The sequence below is a fragment of the Pseudomonas sp. A214 genome, assembly GCF_900156295.1.
Taxonomy (GTDB): domain Bacteria; phylum Pseudomonadota; class Gammaproteobacteria; order Pseudomonadales; family Pseudomonadaceae; genus Aquipseudomonas; species Aquipseudomonas rhizophila.
Map to the genome: position 1 here is coordinate 2,981,008 of NZ_LT707062.1, position 24,465 is coordinate 3,005,472.

Sequence of the window (24,465 nt, forward strand, 5' to 3'; positions counted from 1 at the left end):
CAGCGTGAACGCTATTCTTGGGCCGGACGTCTATCCGTGCAATGGGGAGAGCAAACGTGGATAAAGTCATCGTTATCACCGGTGGCGGCCGCGGGATCGGGGCGGCCACGGCGCTGTTGGCTGCCGACCTGGGCTATCGGATCTGCATCAATTACCAGTCTGATGAAGGCGCCGCGCAGGATGTGCTCGGACAGGTCCGGGCCAAGGGCGCCCAGGCGATTGCCGTGCGGGCGGATGTCAGCATCGAAGACGAAGTGGTCGCGCTGTTCGATCGTGTGGACGCTGAGTTGGGTCGCGTCACCGCTTTGGTGAACAACGCCGGCACGGTCGCCCACAAGTCCCGACTCGACGAAATGTCCGAGTTCCGCATTCTCAAGATCATGAAGACCAACGTGCTGGGGCCAATCCTCTGCGCCAAGCACGCGGTGTTGCGCATGTCGCCCAGGCATGGCGGGCAAGGTGGCAGTATTGTGAACGTCTCCTCGGTGGCCGCCCGCCTGGGCGCGCCGGGCGAGTATGTCGACTACGCGGCCTCCAAAGGCGCGCTGGACACGTTCACCATTGGCCTGTCCAAGGAAGTCGCTGGAGAAGGTATCCGCGTCAATGCGGTTCGCCCAGGTTATATCTACACCGATTTTCATGCCCTCAGCGGCGACCCGGACCGGGTCAGCAAGCTGGAGTCGGCAATCCCCATGGCCCGTGGCGGCCGTCCCGATGAAGTGGCTGAAGCGATTATCTGGTTGCTGTCGGACAAGGCTTCGTATGCGACCGGGACGTTTGTGGATTTGGGGGGCGGGCGCTGAGCTTTGAAATATCAGTTGTCTGTTCTGCCGCCATCGCGAGCAGGCTCGCTCCCACATGAGATCTGCTGAGTAGCTGAGAGATTCGTCTCGCCGCAAACCCACTGTGGGAGCGAGCCTGCTCGCGATGGGGCAATAACAGACAACCCCATATCAAAACGACCGAATAATCCGCCCCAACGTCTCCATGGCTTTCTCCGACACTTCGGTCCACGGGCTGCCGTAGTTCAAACGGATGCAATTGCCGAAACGCCGGGTCGGTGAAAAGATCGGCCCAGGAGCGATGCTGATGCCTTGGGCCAAGGCCATCTGGAACAGTTTCAGCGAGTCCATCTGCTCCGGCAGTTCCAGCCACAGGAAATACCCACCCGCCGGCTGGCTGACGCGGGTCTGTGCGGGGAAGTAGCGGGCGATGGCGGCGAGCATGGCGCTTTGCTGTTCTTCCAGGGCGTAGCGCAGTTTGCGCAGATGACGATCATAACCACCGTGTTGCAGGTAATCGGCGATGGCCGCCTGGGCCGGCATCGAGGCGCACAGTGACGTCATGAGTTTGAGCCGTTCGATCTTCTGTGCGTAACGCCCGGCGGCGACCCAGCCGATGCGATAGCCCGGCGCCAGGCTCTTGGCGAACGAACCGCAATGCATCACCAGCCCTTCGGTGTCGAACGCCTTGGCCGGCTTAGGTGCCTGCTGGCCGTAATAGAGTTCTGCATACACGTCGTCCTCGATCAGCGGCACCTGATGACGGCGTAGCAACTCCACCAACGCCTGTTTTCTTTCCTCGGGCATGGTCGCGCCCATGGGGTTCTGGAAACTGGTCATGCACCAGCATGCTTTGATCGGGTGGCGCTCCAGCGTCTGCTCCAATACATCCAGATCGATGCCGTCGCGTGGGTGCACCGGAATTTCCACTGCCTTGAGCTTGAGCCGCTCCAGCACTTGCAGGCTGGCGTAGAACGCTGGCGCCTCGATGGCCACCAGGTCGCCGGGCTCGGTGACGGCTTGCAGGCACAGGTTCAAGGCTTCCAGGGCGCCATTGGTGACCAGCAGTTCTTCCATGGGCAGCATCAGCCCGCCGACCATGTAGCGCAGGGCGATCTGTCGGCGCAATTGCGGATTGCCCGGTGACATGTCCGTGACCACCATTCGGGGGTCCATATCCCGCGTTGCGCTGGACAGCGAGCGGGACAGTCGTTGCAGGGGAAACAGGGTCGGGCTGGGGAACGCCGAGCCGAACGGTACGGTGGCTGGATCCTTGATCGAGTCCAGCACCGAAAACACCAGCTCGCTGACGTCGACTTCGGTGCTGTCGTGCACCTGGGTGCTGATCACCGGCTCGGCGAACGGATTCGGTGCATGGGCGTTGACGAAGTAGCCGGAGCGCGGACGAGCCCGGATCAGGCCACGACGCTCCAGCAGGTAGTAGGCCTGGAACACCGTGGACGGGCTGACGCCGTAGGTCTGGCTGGCATAACGCACCGATGGCACACGCTGCCCTGGGCCCAGCACGCCGGAGCGGATCAGCTCAGCGATGTCGTCGGCGAATTTCTCGTAGCGTTTCATAGCGGGCCCGCTCTTGAACAATTCAGGGGGTAACGCACGGCTTGCGCAGTTACCTGTGGGAGCGAGCCTGCTCGCGATGGGGCCGGTACATTCAATGTTGATATTGTTTGACCGTCCGCCATCGCGAGCAGGCTCGCTCCCACAAAGGTTCGGCATCTTAAGCCTCAACGATTTATCGGCGCCACAAAGCGGCTCGTGGCCTCACTGAAAGTCCCAGGCTCGTCACTGTCGGCCACCTTGAAGACCATTTCCCGGGAGCCGCTACGGGGCCGTTCGCTGAGCATTGCCACCGACACCGGTACGTCGAGGATTTCCCCCGGCGCCAGGCTCAGTTGCGTTTTGCCCTGCAGGACAAAACCTTCGGCGTCCGCCAGGGACAGCTGATAATCCTGGCGCTGCTGGGTCTTGTTGATGATTTTCAGGCTGTAGATGTTCTCGATCTGGCCCAGGCTGTTTTCGCGGAACAGCCCACGGTCCTTGGTCACGTCCAGCGACACCATGGGGCGTTCTGCCAGCGCCACGGCCAAGGCCCCGATCATCACCAGCAGCACGGCGGTATAGCCAATCAACCGCGGTCGCAGCAGGCGAGTCCGGCCACCTTGCAACTGATGTTCAGAGGTGTACTTGATCAGGCCACGGGCATAACCCATCTTGTCCATGATCGAATCGCAGGCATCGATGCAGGCGGCGCACCCGATGCACTCCATTTGCAGGCCGTCGCGAATGTCGATGCCGGTGGGACAGACCTGCACGCACATCTGGCAATCGATGCAATCGCCCAAACCCACATTGGCCGGGTTCACTTCGCGCTTGCGCGGGCCCCGGATTTCGCCACGGGCGGTGTCATAGGAAATGGTCAGGGTGTCTTTATCGAACATCACGCTCTGAAACCGTGCATAGGGGCACATGTGCATGCACACCGCTTCACGCAGCCAGCCGGCGTTGAGGTAGGTGGCGCCGGTAAAGAACAGCACCCAGAACAGACTGACACCGGCCATTTGCAGGGTCAGAAGTTCTTCGGCCAGCGGGCGGATCGGCGTGAAATAACCGACAAAGGTCAAGCCGGTGAGCAGGCTGATTGCCAGCCACAACGTATGTTTGGCTGAGCGACGCAGCAGCTTGTTCAAGGTCCAGGGCGCCGCCTGCAGCTTGATCCGCTGGTGCCGTTCGCCTTCGGTGATTTTCTCGCACCACATGAAAATCCAGGTCCAGGAACTCTGCGGGCAGGTGTAGCCGCACCACACCCGACCGGCAAATACGGTGATCGCGAACAGGCCGAAGGCGGCGATGATCAGCAGTGCCGACAGCAGGATGAAATCCTGGGGCCAGAAGGTCGCGCCAAAAATGTGGAATTTGCTTTCGGCGAGGTCCCAGAGCACCGCCTGGCGGTCGCCCCAGTTCAGCCACACCGTACCGAAAAACAGCAGGAACAGAAGCCCTGCACCGCTGATGCGCAAAGTGCGGAACAAACCGGTGAAGCTGCGGGTGTGGATCAGGTTATCGGTGGTCCGGGCCTTTATCTTCGTCGGCGCGGGTTCGAAGTGCTGTATCAACTGGACGGGGATTCTTTCGCTCATGGTCGGTCGCTCCTCAGCCTGTAACTGGCCGGCGCACTATGACCATCGAACTGTTTTCATAACAGACTCAGGTATATCGATAAAAACCGGATCAGATGCCGTGAGGCCCTGGCCCTGCGACACTTTGATGCATCCAGATCAGGCGAACAGATCTCGTTGGCGAAGACCGCCGTGGGAGCAAGGCTTGCTCCCACGCAGCCTCTCTGCACAGAGGACGATTTTCTCTTCAATCAAAGGGACAAAGGGATTCAGATCACCGAATCGCTATCAGTCGCCTTGAGGTTCTTACGCCCATCGACCGCCCCGGCCACGGTCAGGGCATCGGCTTGCGCCTCGGTGATGTACACCCGGCCGCCGTTGAGATCCACCGCCGACATGGCTTTTTCCGCATCAGTGATAACGGTCAACTCGTTGGCGGGCCGCTGTTCGTTGAACTCTTCGGTGTCGAAGGTGCAGATTTGGTTGCTATCGATATTGAAACTCATGGTCAGGTTTCCTTCTGGATGTCCTGAACGTTAGGCGTCGGCCCGCAGCCGCGGTTCGTTGCGTCTGATCAGCGGTCGAGCGCACCTCTGGCCTGGCTTGCGGTCCATCGTTTATCGACCGGAAAGAGGACCGTTCATGGACGCCTGGTGGCATGAAGTCTGGATAACCCTGCAATCGGAATTCGCCGATATCACCGATGCGCAGCAGATGACGCGGGTAACCGTACGCCTGCTGATGGCTGCGTTGTTGGGCGGCATCCTGGGTTTTGAGCGTGAACACAAGGGCAAGGCCGCCGGGGTCCGGACCCATATGCTGGTGGCCTTGGGGGCGGCGCTGTTTGTGCTGGTGCCGCAGATGTCCGGCTCCGAGGCTGACGCCATGAGCCGTGTGGTGCAGGGTGTTATCGCCGGCATCGGTTTCCTGGGCGCGGGCACTATCCTCAAGGGCAACGATAGTGACGAAAGCCATGTAAAAGGCCTGACCACCGCCGCCGGCCTGTGGATGACCGCCGCCATCGGCGTCGCCGCCGGGCTGGGGCGCGAGTCCACGGCAGTGCTCAGTACGGTATTGGCGCTGGCGATCTTCAGCGTAATGCCGCTGATTGTCCGGGCGCTGGAGAAGGAGGAAAAGCCGTGACCGCGATCTCCAGCCAGAACACATAATCCTGTGTGGAGCGAGCAAGCCCGCTCCCACAGGTTTTTTGTTATCCACTAGGCTGTTGGTTCAAACCCGCTCCGGCGCCTCGCTCGGCGGGTCGCCCAGAGGAGGCTGGGGATCAAGCGGCGGGTCTTTTTCCGGGATCGGTTCCGGCTCGGGGCCGGGTGGCGGCAGGGTGGGGTCGTCAATGTTGGGGTCGGGTGTTTCAGCCGGGATGGGAATATTCATCAGGACGGGTCTCCGTGACGCACATGGCTTGAGTCGTGCTTAACCTTGTTGACCACCCTGCGCCTGGTTTGATCCCGCTGCCATCGGGGCAAATCACTCTGAACTTTTAACCGTCGGTTCGGTTCGGAGTTTAAGTGAGTTTTTTCAGGGATCCATCCTTTCAAGGACTACTGGGCCTTTACCGCCACAACGTCCATGGGGCGTAAAAGGAGCGATGCTCGATGACTGCTGAACAACACCCGACTGACCTGTCGTACAACCCGCATTTGCCATTGTCCCAGGCCCTGTTACTGCCGCGTATTGCCATTGAAAGCACCATGCCGGTCATCGAAGGCGGGCAATTCGCCGCCAAGGCCGTGGCCGGGCAGGACGTGACGGTGACCAGCAAAGTCTTCGCCGACGGTCATGACAAATTGGCCGTGCATATCCTTTGGCGCGCGCTGAAGGATGAGTCGTGGAACAGCGCGGTCATGACCGAGCTGGGCAATAACGGCTGGCTAGGCCAGTTCAATGTGCCCGAGCAGGGCTTCTATGTGTTCCGCATCGAGGCCTGGATCGACCAGTTCGCCAGTTTCCGCTACGAGCTGGAGAAAAAATTCGCGGCCGGCGTGCCCATCAGCCTGGAATTGCAGGAAGGACGCAATCAGGTGCAGATGGCGGCCGAGCGCAGCGAAGGTGAGCTGAGGGAGCAATTGACCGCGTTGCACCATGAGCTTTCCGGCCTGTTGCCAGCCGAGCAGGTGGCATTGTTCCTGGCGCCCCGCAGTGCCGGTCTCATGTCCCAGGCCGATCATCGCCCCTATTTGAGTATCAGCCCGCAGTACCCTCTGGACGTCGAACGCAAGTTGGCCGAGTTCGCCAGTTGGTACGAGCTTTTTCCCCGCTCGATCACCGATGATCCCAAGCGTCATGGCACCTTCAATGACGTGCATTCGCGTCTGGCGGTGATCCAGGACATGGGGTTCGATGTGCTGTACTTCCCGCCGATCCACCCCATCGGTCGCAGCTTTCGCAAGGGCCCGAACAACTCCCTCACCGCCGGTCCCGACGATCCGGGCAGCCCTTATGCCATCGGGAGCGAGGAGGGCGGTCACGAAGCGATTCACCCGCAGTTGGGCTCGCGCGAGGACTTTCGGCGTCTGGTGGCCGCGGCGGCCGACCATGGCCTGGAGATCGCGTTGGACTTTGCTATCCAGTGTTCCCAGGACCACCCGTGGCTCAAGCAGCATCCGGGCTGGTTCAGCTGGCGGCCGGACGGCACGATCAAATATGCGGAAAACCCGCCGAAGAAATACCAGGACATCGTCAACGTCGATTTCTACGCCGCGGATGCGATTCCCAGCCTGTGGCTGGAGCTGCGGGACGTGGTGGTGGGGTGGGTCAATGAGGGCGTGAAGATCTTCCGTGTCGACAATCCCCACACCAAGCCGTTGCCGTTCTGGCAGTGGTTGATTGCCGACGTGCGGGCCCAGCACCCTGAAGTGATGTTCCTCGCCGAAGCCTTCACCACGCCGGCCATGATGGCGCGCCTGGGCAAGGTCGGTTATTCCCAGAGCTACACCTATTTCACCTGGCGCAATACCAAGACCGAACTGGCGACGTATTTCACCGAGCTCAACGAATCTCCGTTACGCGAGTGCTACCGGCCGAACTTTTTCGTCAACACGCCGGACATCAACCCGGCGTTTCTCCATGAGTCGGGGCGCGCCGGGTTTCTGATCCGCGCGGCCCTGGCGACCATGGGCTCGGGCCTGTGGGGCATGTACTCGGGGTTTGAATTGTGCGAATCGGCGCCAGTGCCGGGCAAGGAGGAATACCTCGACTCGGAGAAGTATGAGATCCGCCCCCGGGACTTCACCGCTCCGGGCAACATCATTGCCGAAATCGCCCAGCTCAATCGCATCCGCCGGCAAAACCCGGCGCTGCATACGCACTTGGGCCTGACGATCTACAACGCCTGGAACGACAACATCCTGTACTTCGGCAAACGCACCGCCGATGGCAGCAATTTCATTCTGGTGGCAGTGAGTCTCGACCCGCATACCCCGCAGGAAGCCAATTTCGAGTTGCCGCTGTGGGAAATGGGGCTGCCGGACGATGCCCAGACCCAAGGCGAGGATTTGATGAGCGGGCATCGTTGGACGTGGTATGGCAAGTACCAGTTCATGCGTATCGATCCGGCCTACCAACCGTTCGGGATATGGCGGATCAGCGTGGCGTAAGGCTGTGGGAGCAAGGCTTGCCCGCGATGAAGTTGACGCGCTCTTCAGGGGAATCGAGGCGCCTGTATCGCGAGCAAGCTTTGCTCCCACAAAGTGAGGATAAATCCCCTCGCCACAAAAAGGCCCCACGACACAAAAAGACCTTACAAGCCTGTTTCAGCGGCTTTACAGAATTTCTCAGGAGTTGCAAATGGCGAAGAAACCCCGGTCTGCCACCTTTATCAAAGACCCGCTCTGGTACAAGGACGCGGTGATTTATCAGGTCCACGTCAAATCCTATTTCGATTCCAATAACGACGGGATCGGTGACTTTCCCGGATTGATCGAAAAGCTCGACTACATCGCCGATCTGGGCGTCAACACGATCTGGCTGCTGCCGTTCTATCCTTCGCCCAGGCGCGATGATGGCTACGACATCGCCGAGTACCGAGGTGTCAGCCCCGACTACGGCACCATGGCCGATGCGCGGCGTTTCATCGCCGAAGCCCACAAGCGTAATCTGCGGGTGATCACCGAGCTGGTCATCAACCACACCTCCGACCAGCATCCATGGTTCCAGCGCGCGCGCAAAGCCAAGCCGGGTTCGAAGGCGCGGGATTTCTACGTCTGGTCCGACGACGACCACAAGTACGATGGCACGCGGATCATTTTCCTCGACACCGAGAAATCCAACTGGACTTGGGATCCGGTAGCCGGCCAATACTTCTGGCACCGTTTCTATTCCCACCAGCCGGACCTCAACTTCGATAACCCCCAAGTGATCAAAGCCGTACTGTCGGTGATGCGTTACTGGCTGGACATGGGCATCGACGGCCTGCGCCTGGATGCGATCCCGTACCTGATCGAGCGCGACGGCACCAACAACGAGAACCTGCCCGAGACCCACGACGTCCTCAAGCAGATCCGTGCCGAGATCGATGCCAATTACCCCGACCGTATGCTGTTGGCCGAGGCCAACCAGTGGCCGGAAGACACCCAGCTGTACTTCGGCGATGTCGACGCCCAGGGTTTGAACGGTGACGAATGCCACATGGCATTCCACTTCCCGCTGATGCCGCGCATGTACATGGCGCTGGCCCAGGAAGACCGCTTCCCCATCACCGACATTCTCCGCCAGACCCCGGAAATTCCGGCCAATTGCCAGTGGGCGATTTTCCTGCGCAACCACGATGAGTTGACCCTGGAGATGGTCACCGACAAGGAGCGCGACTACCTGTGGAATTACTACGCGGCCGACCGTCGGGCGCGGATTAACCTGGGCATCCGCCGACGTCTGGCGCCGCTGATGGAGCGCGACCGCCGCCGTGTCGAGTTGCTCAACAGCCTGCTGCTGTCAATGCCCGGCACGCCGACCTTGTACTACGGCGATGAAATCGGCATGGGCGACAACATCTACCTGGGCGACCGCGACGGCGTGCGCACGCCGATGCAGTGGTCGATCGACCGCAACGGTGGTTTCTCCCGCGCCGACCCGGCCAGCCTGGTACTGCCGCCGATCATGGACCCGCAATACGGCTACCAGTCGGTCAACGTCGAGACCCAGGCCGGCGATCCTCATTCATTGCTGAACTGGACCCGGCGGATGCTGGCGGTGCGCAAGCAGTCCAAGGCCTTTGGTCGTGGCACGCTGAAGATGCTCTCGCCAAGCAACCGCCGGATCCTGGCTTATACCCGCGAATACACCGGCCCCGATGGCAAGCACGAAATCATCCTGTGCGTGGCCAACGTGTCCCGTAGCGCCCAGGCCGCCGAACTGGACCTGTCGGCCTATGCCGGGATGGTCCCGGTGGAAATGCTGGGGGGCAATGCCTTCCCGCCCATCGGCCAGCTGAATTTCCTGCTGACCTTGCCGCCGTACGGCTTCTACTGGTTTGCCCTGGCAACAGAAAACCAGATGCCGAGCTGGCATGTGGAGCCGGCCCAGAGCTTGCCGGACTTCACCACCCTGGTGCTGAAGAAACGCCTGGAAGAACTGCTTGAAGCACCGTCGCGCACCACGCTGGAGCAAACCATCCTGCCGAGCTGGCTGCAGAACCGTCGCTGGTTTGCCGGCAAAGACAGCGCGATCGAGAAGGTCAATATTGTCTATGGCGTGCGTTTCGGCGATCCGCAGCACCCGGTGCTGCTCAGCGAAATCGACGTCACCAGCGCTGGCCAGACACTGCGTTACCAACTGCCCTTCGGTCTGCTGGCCGAAGACCAGGTGGGCGCGGCGTTGCCGCAGCAATTGGCACTGTCTCGGGTTCGCCGGGTTCGTCAGGTCGGTTTGATCACCGATGCGTTCAGCCTGGAAAGTTTCGTGCGGGCGGTTCTGCAAAGTATGCAGGCCAATACGGTGCTGCCTTGCAGCGAAGGCGAGCTGCGGTTTGAACCCACCGAAGGCCTGGCCCCATTGAACTTGGGAGACGAGCCGGAGGTGCGTTACCTGTCCGCCGAGCAGTCCAACAGTTCGGTGGTGGTGGGCGGCAGTCTGGTGCTCAAACTGATCCGCAAAGTGGCGTCGGGCGTACACCCGGAGCTGGAAATGAGTGCCTACCTGACAGCCGCAGGTTTCAGCAATATTTCGCCGCTGCTCGGTTCGGTGATTCGCCGTGACACCGAGGGCGAAGATGCGCTGCTGATGATCGCCCAAGGCTACCTGAGCAATCAAGGCGACGCCTGGGAATGGACCCAGAACAACCTCGAACGCGCCCTGCGTGATGAGCTGGCCGATGCCGTGTCCGAGCAGGAACAGCACTACAACGCCTTGGGCGAACTCAAGGACTTCGCCGGCATGCTCGGCCAGCGCCTGGGGGAAATGCACGAGGTACTGGCTCAGGCCACCGATAACCCGGACTTCGCGCCCCAGGCCACCAACGCCAAGGAGGCCCAGGCCATCGGCAAGGATGTGGCCGCGCAGGTTGAGAACGCCTTGCGCCTGCTCAAGCAGAACCAGGGCCAATTGAACCCGGCGGACCAGGCCTTGGTCGCCCGCTTGCTGGAACACAAGAAGACCGTTCTGGCGCACATCCAGGAACTGGCCGGCAAGGCTGTCGGTGGCTTGCGCATCCGCGTCCACGGCGACCTGCACCTGGGGCAGGTACTGGTGATCAAGGGCGACGCCTACCTGATCGACTTCGAGGGCGAGCCGGCACGACCACTGCATGAGCGCCGCGGCAAGCACAGCCCGTACAAGGACGTCAGCGGCGTGCTGCGCTCCTTCGATTACGCAGCCGCCATGGCGATCCACCTGAACACCGTCGACAGCACCGCCGACGCCGACGCGGCACGGCAACGGGTGGCTGATCGTTATTTGAAAGAGGCCCGTCAGGCATTTGTTGAGGCATATCGGCTGGCGGCAGCTAGTCTTGCCCATGAGTGGAAGGATGCTGAAGGCGAAGACGCCGCACTGGCGTTGTTCGGCCTGGAGAAGGCGGCCTATGAAGTGGCCTATGAAGCCGAGAATCGCCCCGCCTGGCTGCCCGTGCCATTGCACGGTCTGTACGGGTTATTGAGCGGGCTGAAACCCTTTTCCGACATAGCCGGACCGATTTAGTGGAGAGAATCATGAGTGTCTCGAACAAAGAACCACAGGGGCAGGCCAAAGAGTCGTTGCTGCCGTCCCCCCATGACATCGACGCGCTGGTGCGCGCAGAACATCAGGACCCGTTTTCCATCCTTGGTCCCCACGGCGATGGTGCCGGCGGGCAGTTCATCCGGGCGTACCTGCCCGGCGCCTTGAGCGTGCAAGTGTTGGCCCGCGATGGCGACGAAGTCCTGGGCGATTTGCAGCTCAGCGAAACCCCGGGGCTGTTTGTCGGCCATTTCGACCGCGCCCAACCCTACCTGTTGCGCACCCGCTGGGCCGGCGGTGAGCAGGTGGCCGAAGACCCCTACAGCTTCGGGCCACTGCTGGGGGAAATGGACCTATATCTGTTTGCCGAAGGCAATCATCGCGACCTCAGTTCCTGTCTGGGGGCGCAGTTGACCACTGTCGATGGCGTCGACGGCGTGCGCTTTGCCGTATGGGCACCGAATGCGCGACGAGTCTCGGTGGTGGGCGATTTCAACGTCTGGGACGGGCGCCGGCATCCAATGCGCATCCGTTATCCGTCCGGGGTATGGGAGTTGTTCATCCCGCGGCTTGGCGCGGGCGAGGGTTACAAATATGAAATCCTCGGCGCCCACGGCATTTTGCCGCTCAAGGCTGACCCGGTGGCGCTGGCCACTCAAATGCCGCCGGATACCGCTTCCAAGGTCGCCGCGCCGCTGAAAATCGAGTGGCAGGATGGGCAATGGATGCAAGATCGTCGCGAGCGGCAGTTGCCTGGCGCACCGCTGTCGATCTACGAATTGCACGCCGGCTCCTGGCAGTGCGAAATCGACGAGGCGGGAGAAGTTGCCCGGCAATACACCTGGCACGAAATGGCCGAACGGCTGATTCCGTACGTCAAGGACCTGGGGTTCACCCACATCGAGCTGATGCCGATCATGGAGCATCCGTTCGGGGGTTCCTGGGGTTACCAGCCGCTTTCACAGTTTGCCCCGACGGCGCGTTTCGGCACGCCGGACGATTTCGCGGCGTTCGTCAATGCCTGTCACCAGGCCGACATCGGCGTGATTCTCGATTGGGTGCCGGCGCATTTCCCCACCGATACCCACGGTCTGGCCCAGTTCGACGGCACCGCGCTGTACGAATACGGCAACCCGCTGGAAGGCTTTCACCAGGATTGGGACACCCTGATCTACAACCTGGGACGCACCGAAGTCCATGGTTTCATGCTCGCTTCGGCGCTGCATTGGCTGAAGCACTTCCACATCGACGGCCTGCGTGTGGATGCCGTCGCCTCGATGTTGTATCGCGACTATTCACGCAAGGCCGGCGAATGGGTACCCAATCGCCACGGTGGACGGGAGAACCTGGAAGCCATCGACTTCCTGCGGCACCTCAATGACGTGGTGGCGCTGGAAACCCCCGGTGCGTTGGTTATCGCCGAAGAGTCCACCGCCTGGCCCGGCGTCAGTCAGAGCACGCAACAGGGCGGCCTGGGTTTTGCCTATAAGTGGAACATGGGCTGGATGCACGATTCGCTGCATTACATCCAGCAGGACCCGGTGTACCGCGCTCATCATCACAACGAGCTGAGTTTCGGCCTGATGTATGCGTGGTCCGAGCGCTTTGTCCTGCCGATCTCCCATGACGAAGTGGTGCATGGCAAACGCTCGCTGATCGACAAGATGCCGGGCGATCGCTGGCAGAAATTCGCCAACTTGCGGGCCTATCTGAGTTTCATGTGGGGCCATCCCGGCAAGAAGCTTCTGTTCATGGGCTGCGAGTTCGGCCAATGGCGCGAGTGGAACCACGACCAGCAGCTGGACTGGTACCTGTTGCAATACCCGGAGCACCGTGGGGTGCAGAAGCTGGTGAGCGACCTGAACCGTCTCTATCGCGAAGAGCCGGCGCTGCACGATCAGGACGACGCGCCTCAGGGGTTCCAGTGGCTGATTGGTGATGATGCGGTGAACAGCGTCTACGCCTGGTTGCGTTGGAGCAAGGAAGGTCGACCGGTGCTGGTGGTTGCCAACTTCACGCCCGTGCCGCGCGCGGCATACCGCATCGGCGTGCCGTTCGCCGGGCGCTGGGTGGAATTGCTCAACAGTGACGCCGACACCTATGCCGGTTCCAACTACGGTAACAGCGGCGGTGCCTTCACCGAAGAAGTGCCCAGCCATGGCCAGGCGCTGTCGCTGGAACTCAACTTGCCGCCATTGGCGGTGTTGATTCTGCGGCCGGAGGGTTAGGAGCAGGTCCTATCATGCACTAACCCTGTGGGAGCGAGCCTGCTCGCGATGCGGTTGCGATGTTGGATGTGCCGCCTTCATCGCGAGCAGGCTCGCTCCCACCTGGATAGGTGCTCAGCCAGAAGGTTCGTTCAGCGCACCAGGCACGGCTGCTTGTTGTTGAACGTCCAGCCCGGAATCAGATACTGCATTGCGACCGCATCATTACGTGCGCCAAGCCCCATCCCTTTGTACAGTTCATGAGCCTTGGCCAATTGGTCGGTGTCCAGCTCGATCCCCAGTCCCGGTTTTTTTGGCACCTGTACGCAGCCACCCTGGATCTGCAACGGAGCCTTGGTCAGCCGCTGGCCATCCTGCCAGATCCAGTGCGTGTCGATCGCCGTGATTTCACCCGGTGCGGCCGCCGCTACGTGGGTGAACATCGCCAGAGAAATGTCGAAGTGGTTGTTGGAGTGCGAACCCCAGGTCAGGCCCCATTCGTTGCACATCTGCGCCACTCGAACGGAACCTTGCATGGTCCAGAAGTGTGGGTCGGCCAGGGGAATGTCCACCGACTGCAAGGTGATGGCATGGCCCATTTCGCGCCAATCGGTGGCGATCATGTTAGTGGCGGTTTTAAGACCGGTGGCGCGGCGGAACTCGGCCATCACCTCACGGCCCGAATAACCGTTCTCGGCACCACAAGGATCTTCGGCGTATGCCAGGACCTTGTGCTGGTCCCGGCAGAGGCGGATGGCCTCCTTGAGTGACCAGGCGCCGTTCGGGTCCAGGGTGATACGTGCCTGAGGGAAGCGTTCGGCCAGGGCGGTGACGGCTTCGATTTCTTCGTCGCCCTTGAGCACGCCGCCCTTGAGCTTGAAGTCCTGGAAGCCGTAACGCGAATGAGCGGCTTCGGCCAGGCGCACCACGGCGTCGGCGTCCAGGGCTTTTTCGTGGCGTACGCGGAACCAGTCGTTGTCGGCGTCCGGTTCGCTGCGGTAGGGCAGGTCAGTTTGCTGGCGATCACCCACATAAAACAGATAACCGAGCATTTTCACTTCATCACGCTGCTGGCCTTCGCCGAGCAGTGCGGCTACCGGTACATCCAGGTGCTGGCCCAGCAGGTCCAGCAACGCCGCTTCCAGGCCGGTGACCGCGTGAATGGTGATGCGCAGGTCGAACGTCTGCAAGCCACGACCACCGGCATCCCGGTCGGCGAAGGCCTGGCGTACGGTGTTGAGAATCTTCTGATAGGTGCCGATGGGGCTGCCGACCACCAGCGAGCGGGCGTCTTCGAGGGTCTGGCGAATGCGCTCGCCGCCGGGCACTTCGCCCACGCCGGTGTGGCCGGCGTTGTCTTTGAGAATGACGATGTTGCGGGTAAAGAACGGGCCATGGGCGCCACTGAGATTCAGCAGCATGCCGTCATGACCGGCCACCGGCACGACCTGCATGCTGGTGATGATGGGGGCTTTGGTGGCTTCTTGGGTCTGCATGTTTTTCCCACTCGTTGTTTTTATGCGGGGCATCGCAGGAAGGCGATGTTGATAGACATCATACAACTTGATTTTTTTATCTTACAAGGGAGGCTGGTCGGTTTTTTTGGATGAATTGCCTTAAGAAACTCGGAAACACCTTAATTTGCTGGATTTTTTAGCAAAGAAAAGAAACATGGGGAAGATCAGTTTAGCGCTGGCGGAACCGTTCGATGACTGAGATGATTGCACTTGTCATACAAGCTAAGGGGCGTGGAGTTTTTACCTCACGACCCGTCTGCTCCGTTTCGAGGACCCACGGCCCATGCACCCAGACATCGAGGCAACGCCGCGCAAACGCACCCACAACCTGGCCCATGACCTGGTGGCGAAGCTGAGCCAGAGCATTTTGCTGGGGCAGTTGAAACCGGGGGAAAAACTGCCGTCGGAAGGTGCCATTGTGCAGGCCCATGGTGTCAGCCGCACGGTGGTGCGCGAGGCGATATCCAAGCTGCAGGCCTCGGGGCTGGTGGAAACTCGCCACGGCATCGGCACCTTTGTGCTGGAGCAGACCGGTGAGCCGGGCCTGAGGCTCAATGTCGACACCGCCGCAGGTGTGCGGGGGATCTTGGAACTGCGCCTGGGCCTGGAAACCCAGGCAGCGGCCCTGGCGGCCTTACGGCGCAACGAACGCCAACTGCAGCAGATGCGCCAGGCCCTGGATGATTACCAGCGGTTGCTCAGCAATAACGACAGTTGCGTCGACGCCGACCGGCGCTTTCATTTGCTCATCGCTGAAGCCACGGACAACACCTGTTTTGTCGAAATCATGCAGCATCTGGGCAGTGCGATGATTCCCCGAACCCGAGTGAACGTGGTCGAACGCGGTCAAGCGGACCTGGGGAAACTGGCGCAGTTGGCTAATCTGGAGCACGAGGCCATTTTCAATGCCATCAAACGCCAGGACCCGGACGCCGCCCGCGCCGCCATGTGGCTGCACCTGACCAACAGTCGCGACCGGTTTGGCGCGGGGGCCTGAAAGCTCATCGTCGCCTGACCCACCGCCATCGCGAGCAGGCTCGCTCCCACAGTGGATCGGTGGTGTTCTTCGATTTTGTGCTTAAAACCCAATCCCCTGTGGGAGCGGGCTTGCTCGCGAATGGGCCGGCACATTCAGCATCGATGCAAGCTGACCCACCACCATCGCGAGCAGGCTCGCTCCCACAATGGATCGGTGGTGGACGCCAATCTTGCAACCGCCCGAGATCCCTGTGGGAGCGAGCCTGCTCGCGATGAGGCCGGCAGATCATGCTCAAAACCAGCAGGCAAAAAAAACCGGCGCAACCCAGGTTGCGCCGGTTGTGTTGCCAGTGGATGGGCGGATGTTCGTGGGTCCGCTCAACCACTGTTGAACCCTTTGCCGGTTACGCTCGTTCCAGCGCCAAGGCCACGCCTTGACCGCCGCCGATGCACAGCGTGGCGAGGCCTTTCTTGGCGTCGCGCTTGATCATTTCATGGAGCAGCGACACCAGCACTCGGCAACCCGAAGCACCGATCGGGTGGCCCAGGGCGATGGCGCCGCCATTGACGTTGACCTTTTCCATGTCCCATTTCAGCTCTCTGGCCACGGCCAGTGACTGGGCGGCGAAGGCTTCGTTGGCTTCGATCAGGTCCAGTTGGTCCAAAGACCAGCCGGCCTTGTCCAGGCAGCGGCGGGTAGCCGACACCGGGCCGATGCCCATGATTGCCGGGTCTACCCCCGCATTGGCATAGGCGCTGATTTTCGCCAGTACCGGCAAGCCCAATGCCTTGGCTTTTTCCGCGCTCATCAGCAGCACGGCGGCGGCGCCATCGTTCAGCGACGAGGCATTGCCGGCGGTAACGCTGCCGTCCTTCTTGAACGCCGGCTTGAGCTTGCCCAGGGATTCAGCGGTGGTGCCGGCCCGGGGTTGTTCGTCGGTGGCGAAGGCCACAGGATCGCCTTTGCGCTGGGGAATCAGGATCGGCGTGATCTCATCAGCAAACCGGCCACCTTCAATCGCCGCCACGGCCTTCTGCTGGGAAGCGGCGGCAAAGGCGTCCTGCTCCTCGCGGCTGATCTCGTACTTGTCCACCAGGTTTTCGGCGGTGATGCCCATGTGGTAATCGTTGAACGCATCCCACAGACCATCGGTAATCATGCTATCGATCATCTGCGCATGGCCCATGCGCAGGCCAGTGCGGGCAGCCGGCAGTACGTACGGAGCCAGGCTCATGTTTTCCATGCCGCCGGCAATGATCACCTCGGCATCGCCACAGCGGATCGCCTGGGCACCCAGGTGCAAGGCCTTGAGCCCCGAGCCGCAGACCTTGTTCAGGGTCAGCGCCGGCACCGCGTGGGGCAGGCCGGCGAGGATCGACGCCTGGCGCGCCGGATTTTGTCCGGAACCTGCGGTCAGCACTTGGCCAAGAATCACTTCATCGACCTGCTCGCCGGACAAACCGGTCTGTTCCAGCAACCGACGAATCACCGCGGCACCGAGTTGCGGTGCGGGAATGGAGGCCAGCGAACCCTGGAAACTGCCAATGGCGGTACGGGTGGCGGCGACAATCACGACTTCTTGCATCGAATCTCTCCTCACTGGGCAGCGAACTGCATTTCAGGCACGTGGTCCGGCACGATCAGTTTGCCGGCAGTCTTGGCGACGATTTCCTCGACGCTGACGCCTGGGGCACGTTCTTTGAGAATGAAGGCGCCGTCCTGGATTTCCAGGTAGGCCAGGTCGGTCAGCACGCGCTTGATGCAACCGGCACCGGTCAGCGGCAGGCTGCACCGGGGCAGCAGTTTCGACTCACCGTCCTTGGACGCGTGAGTCATGGTGACGATGATGTTCTCGGCACCGGCCACCAGGTCCATCGCGCCGCCCATGCCCTTGACCAGCTTGCCAGGGATCATCCACGAGGCAATGTTACCTTCCACGTCTACCTCGAAGGCGCCCAGCACGGTCAGGTCGATGTGCCCGCCACGGATCATGGCAAAGGATTCTGCCGAAGAGAAGATCGAGGCGCCGATACGTGCGGTGACGGTCTGCTTGCCGGCGTTGATCATGTCGGCATCGACCTCGGCTTCGGTAGGGAACGCGCCCATGCCGAGCAGGCCGTTTTCCGACTGCAGCATGACTTCCATGCCTTCGGGGATGTAGTTGGCGACCAGGGTCGGAATGCCGATGCCCAGGTTCACGTAGTAGCCGTCCTGCATTTCGCGGGCGACGCGTTGAGCCATTTGTTCGCGGGAAAGTGCCATGTTGTTATTCCTTCATTCGGGCCGGGGGCAGGGGATCACTTACGCACGGTGCGCTGTTCGATGCGCTTTTCGAACGTGCCGCAAATGATCCGGTCGACGTAGATGCCTGGGGTATGGATCTGCGTCGGGTCCAGCTCGCCCGGTTCGACGATTTCTTCGACTTCAACCACGGTGATCTTGCCGGCTGTGGCCGCCAACGGGTTGAAATTCTGGGCAGTATGGCGATAGACCACGTTGCCGAAATGGTCGGCTTTCCAGCCTTTGACGATGGCGAAGTCGCCGGTGATGGATTCTTCCATCAGGTACTGGCGGCCATGGAATTCACGCACTTCCTTGCCTTCGGCCACTGGCGTGCCGACCCCGGTGGCGGTGAAGAAGGCCGGAATGCCCGCGCCGCCGGCGCGCATTTTTTCGGCGAGGGTGCCTTGCGGGGTGAGCACGACTTCGATTTCGCCGCTCAGCAGCTGCTTTTCGAAAAGAGCGTTTTCGCCGACGTAAGAGGCAACCACCTTGCGGATCTGCCGATCTTCCAGCAATACACCCAGACCGAAACCGTCGACGCCGCAGTTATTGGAAACCACGGTGAGGTCGCGGATACCCTTGCGCTTGATCTCGGCGATCAGGTTCTCCGGGATGCCGCAGAGGCCGAAGCCGCCAGCGATCACCGTCATGCCGTCTTGCAAGCCTTCCAGCGCTTCTTCGTAGCTACTCACACGTTTGTCGAAACCTGCCATAGACACCTCTTTTATTCTTGATGGGGTCGCAATGAAACGCAGTGTTGCGCCAAGTCATATATTTGTTAAGTTGATTTTTAGGTTGGATTGATTGATAAAACTCACTAATTGCCGATATCCGTTTGCGGCTTGAAACTGACCGCTTGCCGCCGGGAGCACAGCGACCCATGACCCTCAAGCAAATCCGCGCTTTTCTCGCCGTGGCCCAAAGCCTGAGCTTCGCCGTGGCCTGCGAGCGGCTGCACCTGTCCCAGTCGGCCCTGAGCCTGACCATCAAGGCCTTGGAAGAAGGCTTGGGCGGGCGTCTGTTCAGTCGCAATACTCGCAACGTGGCGCTGACGCCTGAAGGCGAATCGCTGCTGCCCCTGGCCCGGCGCCTGGTTGCCGATTGGGACAACGCCGAGGATGAAATGCGCCAACGCTTCACCTTGCAACGCGGCCGCGTCACCTTGGCGGCAATGCCGTCCTTTGCCGGCAACCTGCTGCCGCCGATCCTCAAGACCTTCCGCGCCCGCTATCCGAATGTCAACGTCACGGTCAACGATGTGATCAACGAACAGGTGCTGGAAATGGTTCGTGATCGGCACGTTGAACTGGGGGTCGCGTTCGAGCCGATGCAGAGCTCGTCGCTGGCCTTTACCCCGTTGTATCTGGACCGCTTTGTCGCGGTGGTGCCGCTGGACTCGCCACTGGCGCAGCGCCGTGAGATCCAGTGGCAGACGCTGCTGGAGCAGCCGTTTATCACGCTGCAAAGGCCCTCCACTGTGCGGGTGATGCTGGAGGAGCATTTGCAAAACCGAGGCATGAAACTGCCGGTGGAATTCGAGAGCCATCAGTTGGCGACAGTTGGACGGATGGTCGCCAGCGGGTTGGGGGTGAGTGCGGTCCCGGCGCTGTGTGTCGGGCAGATGCATGAGCTGGGCGCCCGCTGCATCACCCTCAGCGATCCAGTGATAGAACGGGCCATCGGTGTGCTGACCAAGCCGGGGCATGAACTGTCGGCGGCGGCGCAGGCGTTGTTCGATACGCTCAGGGATCAGGACATCGGTGCGCAGTTGACCACGCGGTAAACCACGGTTCCCTTGTGGGAGCGAGCCTGCTCGCGATAGCGGTGGTTCAGCTAGCCTTTATGCTGGATGTGCCGCCGCAATCGCGAGCAGGCTCGCTCCCACAGGGGGGCTGCGGTGCTGTTAGAACTGGCGTTGAGTCAGCAGCGGCAGCAGTTGCTCACAAGGCTCTTCAAGCTTGAGATCCAGCAACTCATCGGCCCGTGTCTTGCCCCGGTTGATCGCCAGCAGCGGCTTGCCCCGTTCCTTGATCGCCCGGCACAGGCGAAACGCCGACCACGCCATCAGCGACGAGCCCACCACCAGCAGGCCGTCCGCCTGTTCGACGGCTTGCATGGCGCGAGCGGCGGTGATGGCGGCGACGTTTTCGCCGAAAAACACCACGTCGGGTTTCAAGCGCTCGCCGTCGCAATGAGGGCAGCGGGGCACCTGGAAGCGCGCCTCGAACGCGGCATCCAGCAGGGTATCGCCGTCCGGCGCCTGAACCGCGTCGACACCGGCCAGGTAAGGATTCTGCGCTTGCATCAACAGCTGGATCTGCTGGCGCTCACTGCGCTGCTCGCAATCCAGACACAACACCCGATGCAGGCTTCCGTGAAGTTCGATCACGTCGTGGCTGCCAGCCTGGTCATGCAGGGTGTCGACATTCTGGGTGATCAGGCCGCTGATGCGTTGGTGCGCCTGCAACATCGCCAACGCCTCGTGGGCCACGTTCGGCCGGGCCTGACGGACCCGCGGCCAGCCCAGCATCGCCCGCGCCCAGTAGCGCCGCCGTGCTTCGGGTTTGGCGAGAAACTCCTGGTACATCATGGGTTGCCGACCCCGTCGCACACCCTCGCTGTCCCGGTAGTCGGGAATGCCCGACGGGGTGCTGATGCCGGCACCGGTGAGCACCAGAAAACGGCGCCCGGCCATATGCTCCAGCAATTGATCGATCGGTTGACGGTGAAAGTCGTCGGGCATAGATGTCGCTCCGCTGGCCTGGAGTCGTTGAGGTTAGCACCGTGGCTCGTCGAGAGGGCTGTGGGAATGCCTTTCGTCGCACTGCGTTGTTGTTTCTTCAAACTTTCCCCGGTTGCGCGACATCCACCTCTATGAACGGCACTCAAAACTGTCGTGTTGCAATGCTGTGTCGACCCCAAGCGCTGAGTGTGAAAAATGCTGCCGCTGACGTGCTTCGGCATCTAACGCACCGAGAAGAGGAGGCGTATGAAACAGACCACCGGTGAAGTACGGGCCATCAATCGACAGAGAGCAATGGTCGGTGTGTACGTCGAGGAAGAAGACAACCACACAGTCCTTGAGCTCGATTCCGCCAACGACATCGATATTGGTGACGTCATGGAGTGGGACAGTGGCAAGGCCTTGGGCACCCAGTCTTATCGCAACCTGACCAAAGGCTGGACCGCCGAGGTTTATGTGGCGAACCATGGCGTTGCGGCGGCGAACCTTGAGGTTCAATTGCTGGTGTGATCCTGACGACAGCTTTAAAACCGGAACCCAGGAGAACGAACATGAGCGAGTTAAAGTGCGGTTGCCCCGATTGCCAATGCGATGTGGACCCGCAACAGGTGTTCAATCGCGATGGCGAGGCCTATTGCAGTCAAGCCTGCGCCGACCAACATCCAAACGTTGAACCTTGTCCGGCACCGGATTGCCATTGCGAACGCAGCGGCAAGAATGGCGGGCCAGACATGGATGGCAATTAACGGGATGAAGCGCTGGAGGACACCTTTGCGCCCAGCTATCCCATTTCATCCTGAATATAAACCGAGATTGCGGCCCGCTAACGATGGGTATCGCTCAAGTTGAGTAGTTGAATTCATTATTGGGCGTCATTTCTTTGAAAGGCCGTTGTAACTCGACGCCGCAGTGAGAGTGTGGGATTGCATGAGCCGTTCGTCGCTGTTTTCAAGATGTGTTTAAAACCTTGTCGGCGCCAGACTTTCAGATTGTGAGGAGTCAGCAGGTTCGCAACATCAACTAACGAGGTGAATGAAATGGCTAACACAGGAAATAAGAATCCTGGCAATTTCGCTAACGATCGTGAAAAGGCATCGCAAGCGGGGAAGAAGGGCGGCCACGTGTCAGGTGGTAACTTCGCGAATGATCCGCAGCGCGCATCCGAGGCCGGGCGCAAGGGGGGGCAAGCTTCGGGCGGCAATTTTGCCAATGACCCGGAACGAGCCGCCGCCGCCGGCCGAAAAGGTGGCCAAGCCTCGGGTGGCAATTTTGCCAAAGACCCTGAGCGGGCCTCCGAGGCCGGTCGAAAGGGCGGTCAGGCATCCGGCGACAACGTTACCAGCGACCGCTAGACAGTTTCCGAAACAAGTCAAAAAGGCCCTGGAAACAGCCAGGATCATGGGCGCAACTCTGAATACTCAATGACGTTACGGGCCCTGTGTTAATCGCATGGGGCCTGTCGGATTTATATACAACGGGATCGCGGCAAGGAATGTCTTCAAGCGTGAGGGGAGGGTAAGTTGTTCAGTTACCTGGCATTTCTGCAAGTGCGCCTTACCGATTACCGTTCGTCTCGTTTATTAAATAAAAGATAAATTTTAACTGTTTAACTTCTTCAGATTTTCTGTGGGCCTGCCCCCGGCAGTGTCCCTTTGGCTTGTGTCCTGAACGAGGAGTTTCATCATGTTCTTACATAACAAAAGACTGCAGTACACCGTACGTGTCGCCGAGCCTAACCCAGGGCTGGCTAATCTGTTGCTTGAACAGTTCGGCGGTGCCCAGGGCGAGTTGGCGGCGGCGTCGCGCTACTTCACCCAGGCCCTGTCCGAGGATGATCCCGGCCGCAAGGATCTGTTGATGGACATTGCCACCGAAGAGCTCAGTCATCTAGAGGTGATCGGCTCGATCATTGTGATGCTCAATAAAGGCGCCAAGGGCCGAATGGCCGAGGGTGTGGAAAAGGAAGGTCAGCTGTACCGGGACATCAACGGTGCCGGCAACGACTCTCACATCACCAGCCTGCTTTATGGCGCCGGTTCCCCGCTGACCAATTCGGCCGGTGTACCTTGGACAGCCGCTTACGTCGACACCATAGGTGAGCCGACAGCGGACATGCGGTCCAACATCGCCGCCGAGGCACGGGCGAAAATCATCTATGAGCGCCTGATGAATCTCACCGATGATCCTGGGGTAAAAGAAGCGCTGGGCTTTTTGATGACCCGTGAAATCGCGCACCAGATGTCCTTCGAGAAAGCCCTGCACTCGATCCAGCCGAATTTCCCTCAAGGTAAACTGCCAGGCATGCCAGAGTTCACCAACGTGTACTTCAACATGTCCCAAGGCGAGCCTTCGGTGCGTGGCCCATGGAACCAGGGCGATGAGTGGGAATTCGTCGAGAACCCAACGCCGGCGGTGGATGGCGGCGATGGTCTGGCGAGTGTGCAACTGAGCAAGAAAGACGAAGCGCTGCTGATGGACATGAAGGCGCGGACCATGTCCAACCCGGAAAGCGACCCCATGACAGGTGCCGACTTGGGTTCAGGGATGCAAGGTGACAAACTGTAGGAAACCGGCGAGGGGGCCTGGCTCCTTCGCCTGAAAATTGCGTTTGAGCGGACCCCTCGTTGGGGGAACGATCAGACATGACCTGGCGCAAAACCAGTAAGGATATTCGATGGACCAGCCCACCTCCCGGATCCGATCGCCCTGGCGTACCTGGCTGGATCCTGTGCAAAACAACCTGCTGCTGGGGGTAAGCTTCTGGCTGGGGCTGGCGGTGATCGCCGCGCTGTTGCTCTACAGCGGTTACAACGCATTGGTGGGGGCCGACCGGCACAACCTGGGCTACGCCGTTCTGGGCGGCACCGCCGGTTTCGCCGCCACGGCGCTGGGCGCGTTGATGGCGGTAGTGCTGCGTGATATCTCCTCGCGGACCCAGGACATCATGCTCGGTTTTGCCGCGGGCATGATGCTCGCCGCCAGTTCGTTTTCGCTGATCCTGCCGGGTATCGAAGCGGCACAAAGTATCGTGGGCAATCAACTGCTCGCCGCGTTTGTCGTTGTGGTCGGCCTGGGTCTGGGCGTGCTCCTGATGATCGGCCTTGACCGTTTCGTGCCCCACGAACATGAAGTGAGTGGCCGGCGCGGTCCGCAATCGGAACGCATCAACCGTGTCTGGTTGTTCGTGCTGGCCATCACCTTGCACAATTTGCCCGAGGGCATGGCCATCGGCGTCAGTTTTGCTAACGGTGATCTGCGGGTCGGCATGCCCCTGACCACTGCCATTGCGATCCAGGACATCCCCGAAGGGCTTGCCATCGCCATGGCGCTGCGAGTCACCGGGATCAGTGCGCTGCGTGCCGCGCTGATCGCGGTGGGCTCGGGGCTGATGGAGCCACTGGGCGCGGTGATCGGGCTGGGCATGTCTTCGGGCGTGGCCGTGGCGTATCCCATTAGCCTGGGGCTGGCGGCGGGGGCCATGATCTTCGTGGTGTCCCACGAAGTGATTCCGGAAACCCACCGCAACGGCCACGAAACGCCAGCCACGCTGGGGTTGATGATGGGGTTTGCGGTGATGATGTTCCTCGACACGGCACTGGGTTAGCAGGCCGTCGAGCACTGAACCACGAAGGGTATCAGCAGGATCGAAA

The 24,465-nt window shown here is 60.7% G+C and carries 21 protein-coding genes; 12 read left to right on the forward strand and 9 right to left on the reverse strand.

Annotation, left to right across the window (positions count from 1 at the left end):
• Nucleotides 1-56: 56 nt before the first annotated feature.
• Nucleotides 57-803, forward strand: coding sequence for an SDR family oxidoreductase (locus tag BW979_RS13520; protein WP_076384007.1), 747 nt, complete (start codon nt 57-59; stop codon nt 801-803).
• 150 nt (nt 804-953) lie between these two features.
• On the opposite strand, the gene mapR is transcribed toward BW979_RS13520, so the two are convergent.
• The 3 genes from mapR to BW979_RS13535 form a co-directional block, all read right to left on the reverse strand.
• The gene (gene mapR / locus BW979_RS13525; protein ID WP_076384008.1) at nt 954-2,363 is read right to left on the reverse strand and encodes a GntR family transcriptional regulator MpaR; all 1,410 of its coding nucleotides are present in this window, start codon (nt 2,361-2,363) and stop codon (nt 954-956) included.
• Between the two features lie 164 nt (nt 2,364-2,527).
• Complete coding sequence (ccoG, locus tag BW979_RS13530; RefSeq protein ID WP_047227770.1) at nt 2,528-3,940, reverse strand: cytochrome c oxidase accessory protein CcoG; 1,413 nt, start codon at nt 3,938-3,940, stop codon at nt 2,528-2,530.
• A 248-nt stretch (nt 3,941-4,188) separates the two neighbouring features.
• On the reverse strand, nt 4,189-4,425 hold the full coding sequence (locus BW979_RS13535; RefSeq protein WP_076384009.1) for a DUF3203 family protein: 237 nt from the start codon (nt 4,423-4,425) through the stop codon (nt 4,189-4,191).
• A 136-nt stretch (nt 4,426-4,561) separates the two neighbouring features.
• Between BW979_RS13535 and BW979_RS13540 the strand changes: the two genes are divergently transcribed.
• The gene (locus tag BW979_RS13540) at nt 4,562-5,062 is read left to right on the forward strand and encodes an MgtC/SapB family protein (protein WP_076384010.1); all 501 of its coding nucleotides are present in this window, start codon (nt 4,562-4,564) and stop codon (nt 5,060-5,062) included.
• A gap of 87 nt (nt 5,063-5,149) precedes the next feature.
• On the opposite strand, the gene BW979_RS27615 is transcribed toward BW979_RS13540, so the two are convergent.
• Nucleotides 5,150-5,311, reverse strand: coding sequence for a hypothetical protein (locus tag BW979_RS27615; RefSeq protein WP_172833790.1), 162 nt, complete (start codon nt 5,309-5,311; stop codon nt 5,150-5,152).
• A gap of 221 nt (nt 5,312-5,532) precedes the next feature.
• Here BW979_RS27615 and BW979_RS13545 point away from each other — a divergent pair, with 221 nt between their 5' ends.
• The 3 genes from BW979_RS13545 (at nt 5,533) to glgB (ending at nt 13,314) form a co-directional block, all read left to right on the forward strand.
• The gene (locus tag BW979_RS13545) at nt 5,533-7,533 is read left to right on the forward strand and encodes an alpha-1,4-glucan--maltose-1-phosphate maltosyltransferase (RefSeq protein WP_076384011.1); all 2,001 of its coding nucleotides are present in this window, start codon (nt 5,533-5,535) and stop codon (nt 7,531-7,533) included.
• A gap of 190 nt (nt 7,534-7,723) precedes the next feature.
• Complete coding sequence (gene treS, locus BW979_RS13550) at nt 7,724-11,068, forward strand: maltose alpha-D-glucosyltransferase (RefSeq protein WP_076384012.1); 3,345 nt, start codon at nt 7,724-7,726, stop codon at nt 11,066-11,068.
• Between the two features lie 11 nt (nt 11,069-11,079).
• Complete coding sequence (glgB, locus tag BW979_RS13555; protein WP_076384013.1) at nt 11,080-13,314, forward strand: 1,4-alpha-glucan branching protein GlgB; 2,235 nt, start codon at nt 11,080-11,082, stop codon at nt 13,312-13,314.
• A gap of 131 nt (nt 13,315-13,445) precedes the next feature.
• Here the strand turns inward: glgB and gudD are convergent, their stop codons facing one another.
• Complete coding sequence (gudD, locus tag BW979_RS13560) at nt 13,446-14,789, reverse strand: glucarate dehydratase (RefSeq protein WP_076384014.1); 1,344 nt, start codon at nt 14,787-14,789, stop codon at nt 13,446-13,448.
• 304 nt (nt 14,790-15,093) lie between these two features.
• Here gudD and BW979_RS13565 point away from each other — a divergent pair, with 304 nt between their 5' ends.
• Nucleotides 15,094-15,807, forward strand: coding sequence for a FadR/GntR family transcriptional regulator (locus tag BW979_RS13565; RefSeq protein WP_047227777.1), 714 nt, complete (start codon nt 15,094-15,096; stop codon nt 15,805-15,807).
• Between the two features lie 385 nt (nt 15,808-16,192).
• Here the strand turns inward: BW979_RS13565 and BW979_RS13575 are convergent, their stop codons facing one another.
• The 3 genes from BW979_RS13575 to BW979_RS13585 are packed head-to-tail and all read right to left on the reverse strand — an operon-like array spanning nt 16,193 to nt 18,785.
• Nucleotides 16,193-17,374, reverse strand: coding sequence for an acetyl-CoA C-acetyltransferase (locus tag BW979_RS13575; protein WP_047227778.1), 1,182 nt, complete (start codon nt 17,372-17,374; stop codon nt 16,193-16,195).
• Between the two features lie 11 nt (nt 17,375-17,385).
• Nucleotides 17,386-18,051, reverse strand: a complete 666-nt coding sequence (locus tag BW979_RS13580; RefSeq protein ID WP_003180355.1) for a CoA transferase subunit B — start codon at nt 18,049-18,051, stop codon at nt 17,386-17,388.
• A gap of 35 nt (nt 18,052-18,086) precedes the next feature.
• Nucleotides 18,087-18,785 carry a CoA transferase subunit A gene (locus BW979_RS13585; protein ID WP_047227779.1) on the reverse strand — a complete coding sequence of 233 codons (699 nt, stop codon included), beginning with the start codon at nt 18,783-18,785 and terminating at the stop codon, nt 18,087-18,089.
• A gap of 167 nt (nt 18,786-18,952) precedes the next feature.
• Here BW979_RS13585 and BW979_RS13590 point away from each other — a divergent pair, with 167 nt between their 5' ends.
• The gene (locus BW979_RS13590) at nt 18,953-19,855 is read left to right on the forward strand and encodes a LysR family transcriptional regulator (protein ID WP_076384016.1); all 903 of its coding nucleotides are present in this window, start codon (nt 18,953-18,955) and stop codon (nt 19,853-19,855) included.
• A 120-nt stretch (nt 19,856-19,975) separates the two neighbouring features.
• On the opposite strand, the gene BW979_RS13595 is transcribed toward BW979_RS13590, so the two are convergent.
• Nucleotides 19,976-20,815 carry an NAD-dependent protein deacetylase gene (locus BW979_RS13595; RefSeq protein ID WP_076384017.1) on the reverse strand — a complete coding sequence of 280 codons (840 nt, stop codon included), beginning with the start codon at nt 20,813-20,815 and terminating at the stop codon, nt 19,976-19,978.
• 246 nt (nt 20,816-21,061) lie between these two features.
• Between BW979_RS13595 and BW979_RS13600 the strand changes: the two genes are divergently transcribed.
• From BW979_RS13600 to BW979_RS13620, 5 genes are all read left to right on the forward strand, one after another.
• On the forward strand, nt 21,062-21,325 hold the full coding sequence (locus BW979_RS13600; protein ID WP_047227782.1) for a hypothetical protein: 264 nt from the start codon (nt 21,062-21,064) through the stop codon (nt 21,323-21,325).
• Nucleotides 21,326-21,366: 41 nt separating this feature from the next.
• A complete protein-coding gene (locus tag BW979_RS13605) occupies nt 21,367-21,561 on the forward strand; it encodes a metallothionein (RefSeq protein WP_076384018.1) in 195 nt (64 codons plus the stop codon).
• 291 nt (nt 21,562-21,852) lie between these two features.
• On the forward strand, nt 21,853-22,167 hold the full coding sequence (locus BW979_RS13610; protein ID WP_047227784.1) for a general stress protein: 315 nt from the start codon (nt 21,853-21,855) through the stop codon (nt 22,165-22,167).
• A gap of 331 nt (nt 22,168-22,498) precedes the next feature.
• Entirely contained in the window at nt 22,499-23,380 is an 882-nt protein-coding gene (locus tag BW979_RS13615) for a manganese catalase family protein (RefSeq protein WP_047227785.1), read from the forward strand.
• Nucleotides 23,381-23,489: 109 nt separating this feature from the next.
• The gene (locus BW979_RS13620; RefSeq protein ID WP_047227786.1) at nt 23,490-24,419 is read left to right on the forward strand and encodes a ZIP family metal transporter; all 930 of its coding nucleotides are present in this window, start codon (nt 23,490-23,492) and stop codon (nt 24,417-24,419) included.
• Nucleotides 24,420-24,465: the final 46 nt, after the last annotated feature.

Coding starts and splice junctions, on each gene's coding strand:
- mapR (WP_076384008.1), bottom strand. CDS start 2,363: ATGAAACGCTACGAGAAATTCGCCGACGACATCGCTGAGCTGATCCGC.
- ccoG (WP_047227770.1), bottom strand. CDS start 3,940: ATGAGCGAAAGAATCCCCGTCCAGTTGATACAGCACTTCGAACCCGCG.
- BW979_RS13535 (WP_076384009.1), bottom strand. CDS start 4,425: ATGAGTTTCAATATCGATAGCAACCAAATCTGCACCTTCGACACCGAA.
- BW979_RS13540 (WP_076384010.1), top strand. CDS start 4,562: ATGGACGCCTGGTGGCATGAAGTCTGGATAACCCTGCAATCGGAATTC.
- BW979_RS27615 (WP_172833790.1), bottom strand. CDS start 5,311: ATGAATATTCCCATCCCGGCTGAAACACCCGACCCCAACATTGACGAC.
- BW979_RS13545 (WP_076384011.1), top strand. CDS start 5,533: ATGACTGCTGAACAACACCCGACTGACCTGTCGTACAACCCGCATTTG.
- treS (WP_076384012.1), top strand. CDS start 7,724: ATGGCGAAGAAACCCCGGTCTGCCACCTTTATCAAAGACCCGCTCTGG.
- glgB (WP_076384013.1), top strand. CDS start 11,080: ATGAGTGTCTCGAACAAAGAACCACAGGGGCAGGCCAAAGAGTCGTTG.
- gudD (WP_076384014.1), bottom strand. CDS start 14,789: ATGCAGACCCAAGAAGCCACCAAAGCCCCCATCATCACCAGCATGCAG.
- BW979_RS13565 (WP_047227777.1), top strand. CDS start 15,094: ATGCACCCAGACATCGAGGCAACGCCGCGCAAACGCACCCACAACCTG.
- BW979_RS13575 (WP_047227778.1), bottom strand. CDS start 17,374: ATGCAAGAAGTCGTGATTGTCGCCGCCACCCGTACCGCCATTGGCAGT.
- BW979_RS13580 (WP_003180355.1), bottom strand. CDS start 18,051: ATGGCACTTTCCCGCGAACAAATGGCTCAACGCGTCGCCCGCGAAATG.
- BW979_RS13585 (WP_047227779.1), bottom strand. CDS start 18,785: ATGGCAGGTTTCGACAAACGTGTGAGTAGCTACGAAGAAGCGCTGGAA.
- BW979_RS13590 (WP_076384016.1), top strand. CDS start 18,953: ATGACCCTCAAGCAAATCCGCGCTTTTCTCGCCGTGGCCCAAAGCCTG.
- BW979_RS13595 (WP_076384017.1), bottom strand. CDS start 20,815: ATGCCCGACGACTTTCACCGTCAACCGATCGATCAATTGCTGGAGCAT.
- BW979_RS13600 (WP_047227782.1), top strand. CDS start 21,062: ATGAAACAGACCACCGGTGAAGTACGGGCCATCAATCGACAGAGAGCA.
- BW979_RS13605 (WP_076384018.1), top strand. CDS start 21,367: ATGAGCGAGTTAAAGTGCGGTTGCCCCGATTGCCAATGCGATGTGGAC.
- BW979_RS13610 (WP_047227784.1), top strand. CDS start 21,853: ATGGCTAACACAGGAAATAAGAATCCTGGCAATTTCGCTAACGATCGT.
- BW979_RS13615 (WP_047227785.1), top strand. CDS start 22,499: ATGTTCTTACATAACAAAAGACTGCAGTACACCGTACGTGTCGCCGAG.
- BW979_RS13620 (WP_047227786.1), top strand. CDS start 23,490: ATGGACCAGCCCACCTCCCGGATCCGATCGCCCTGGCGTACCTGGCTG.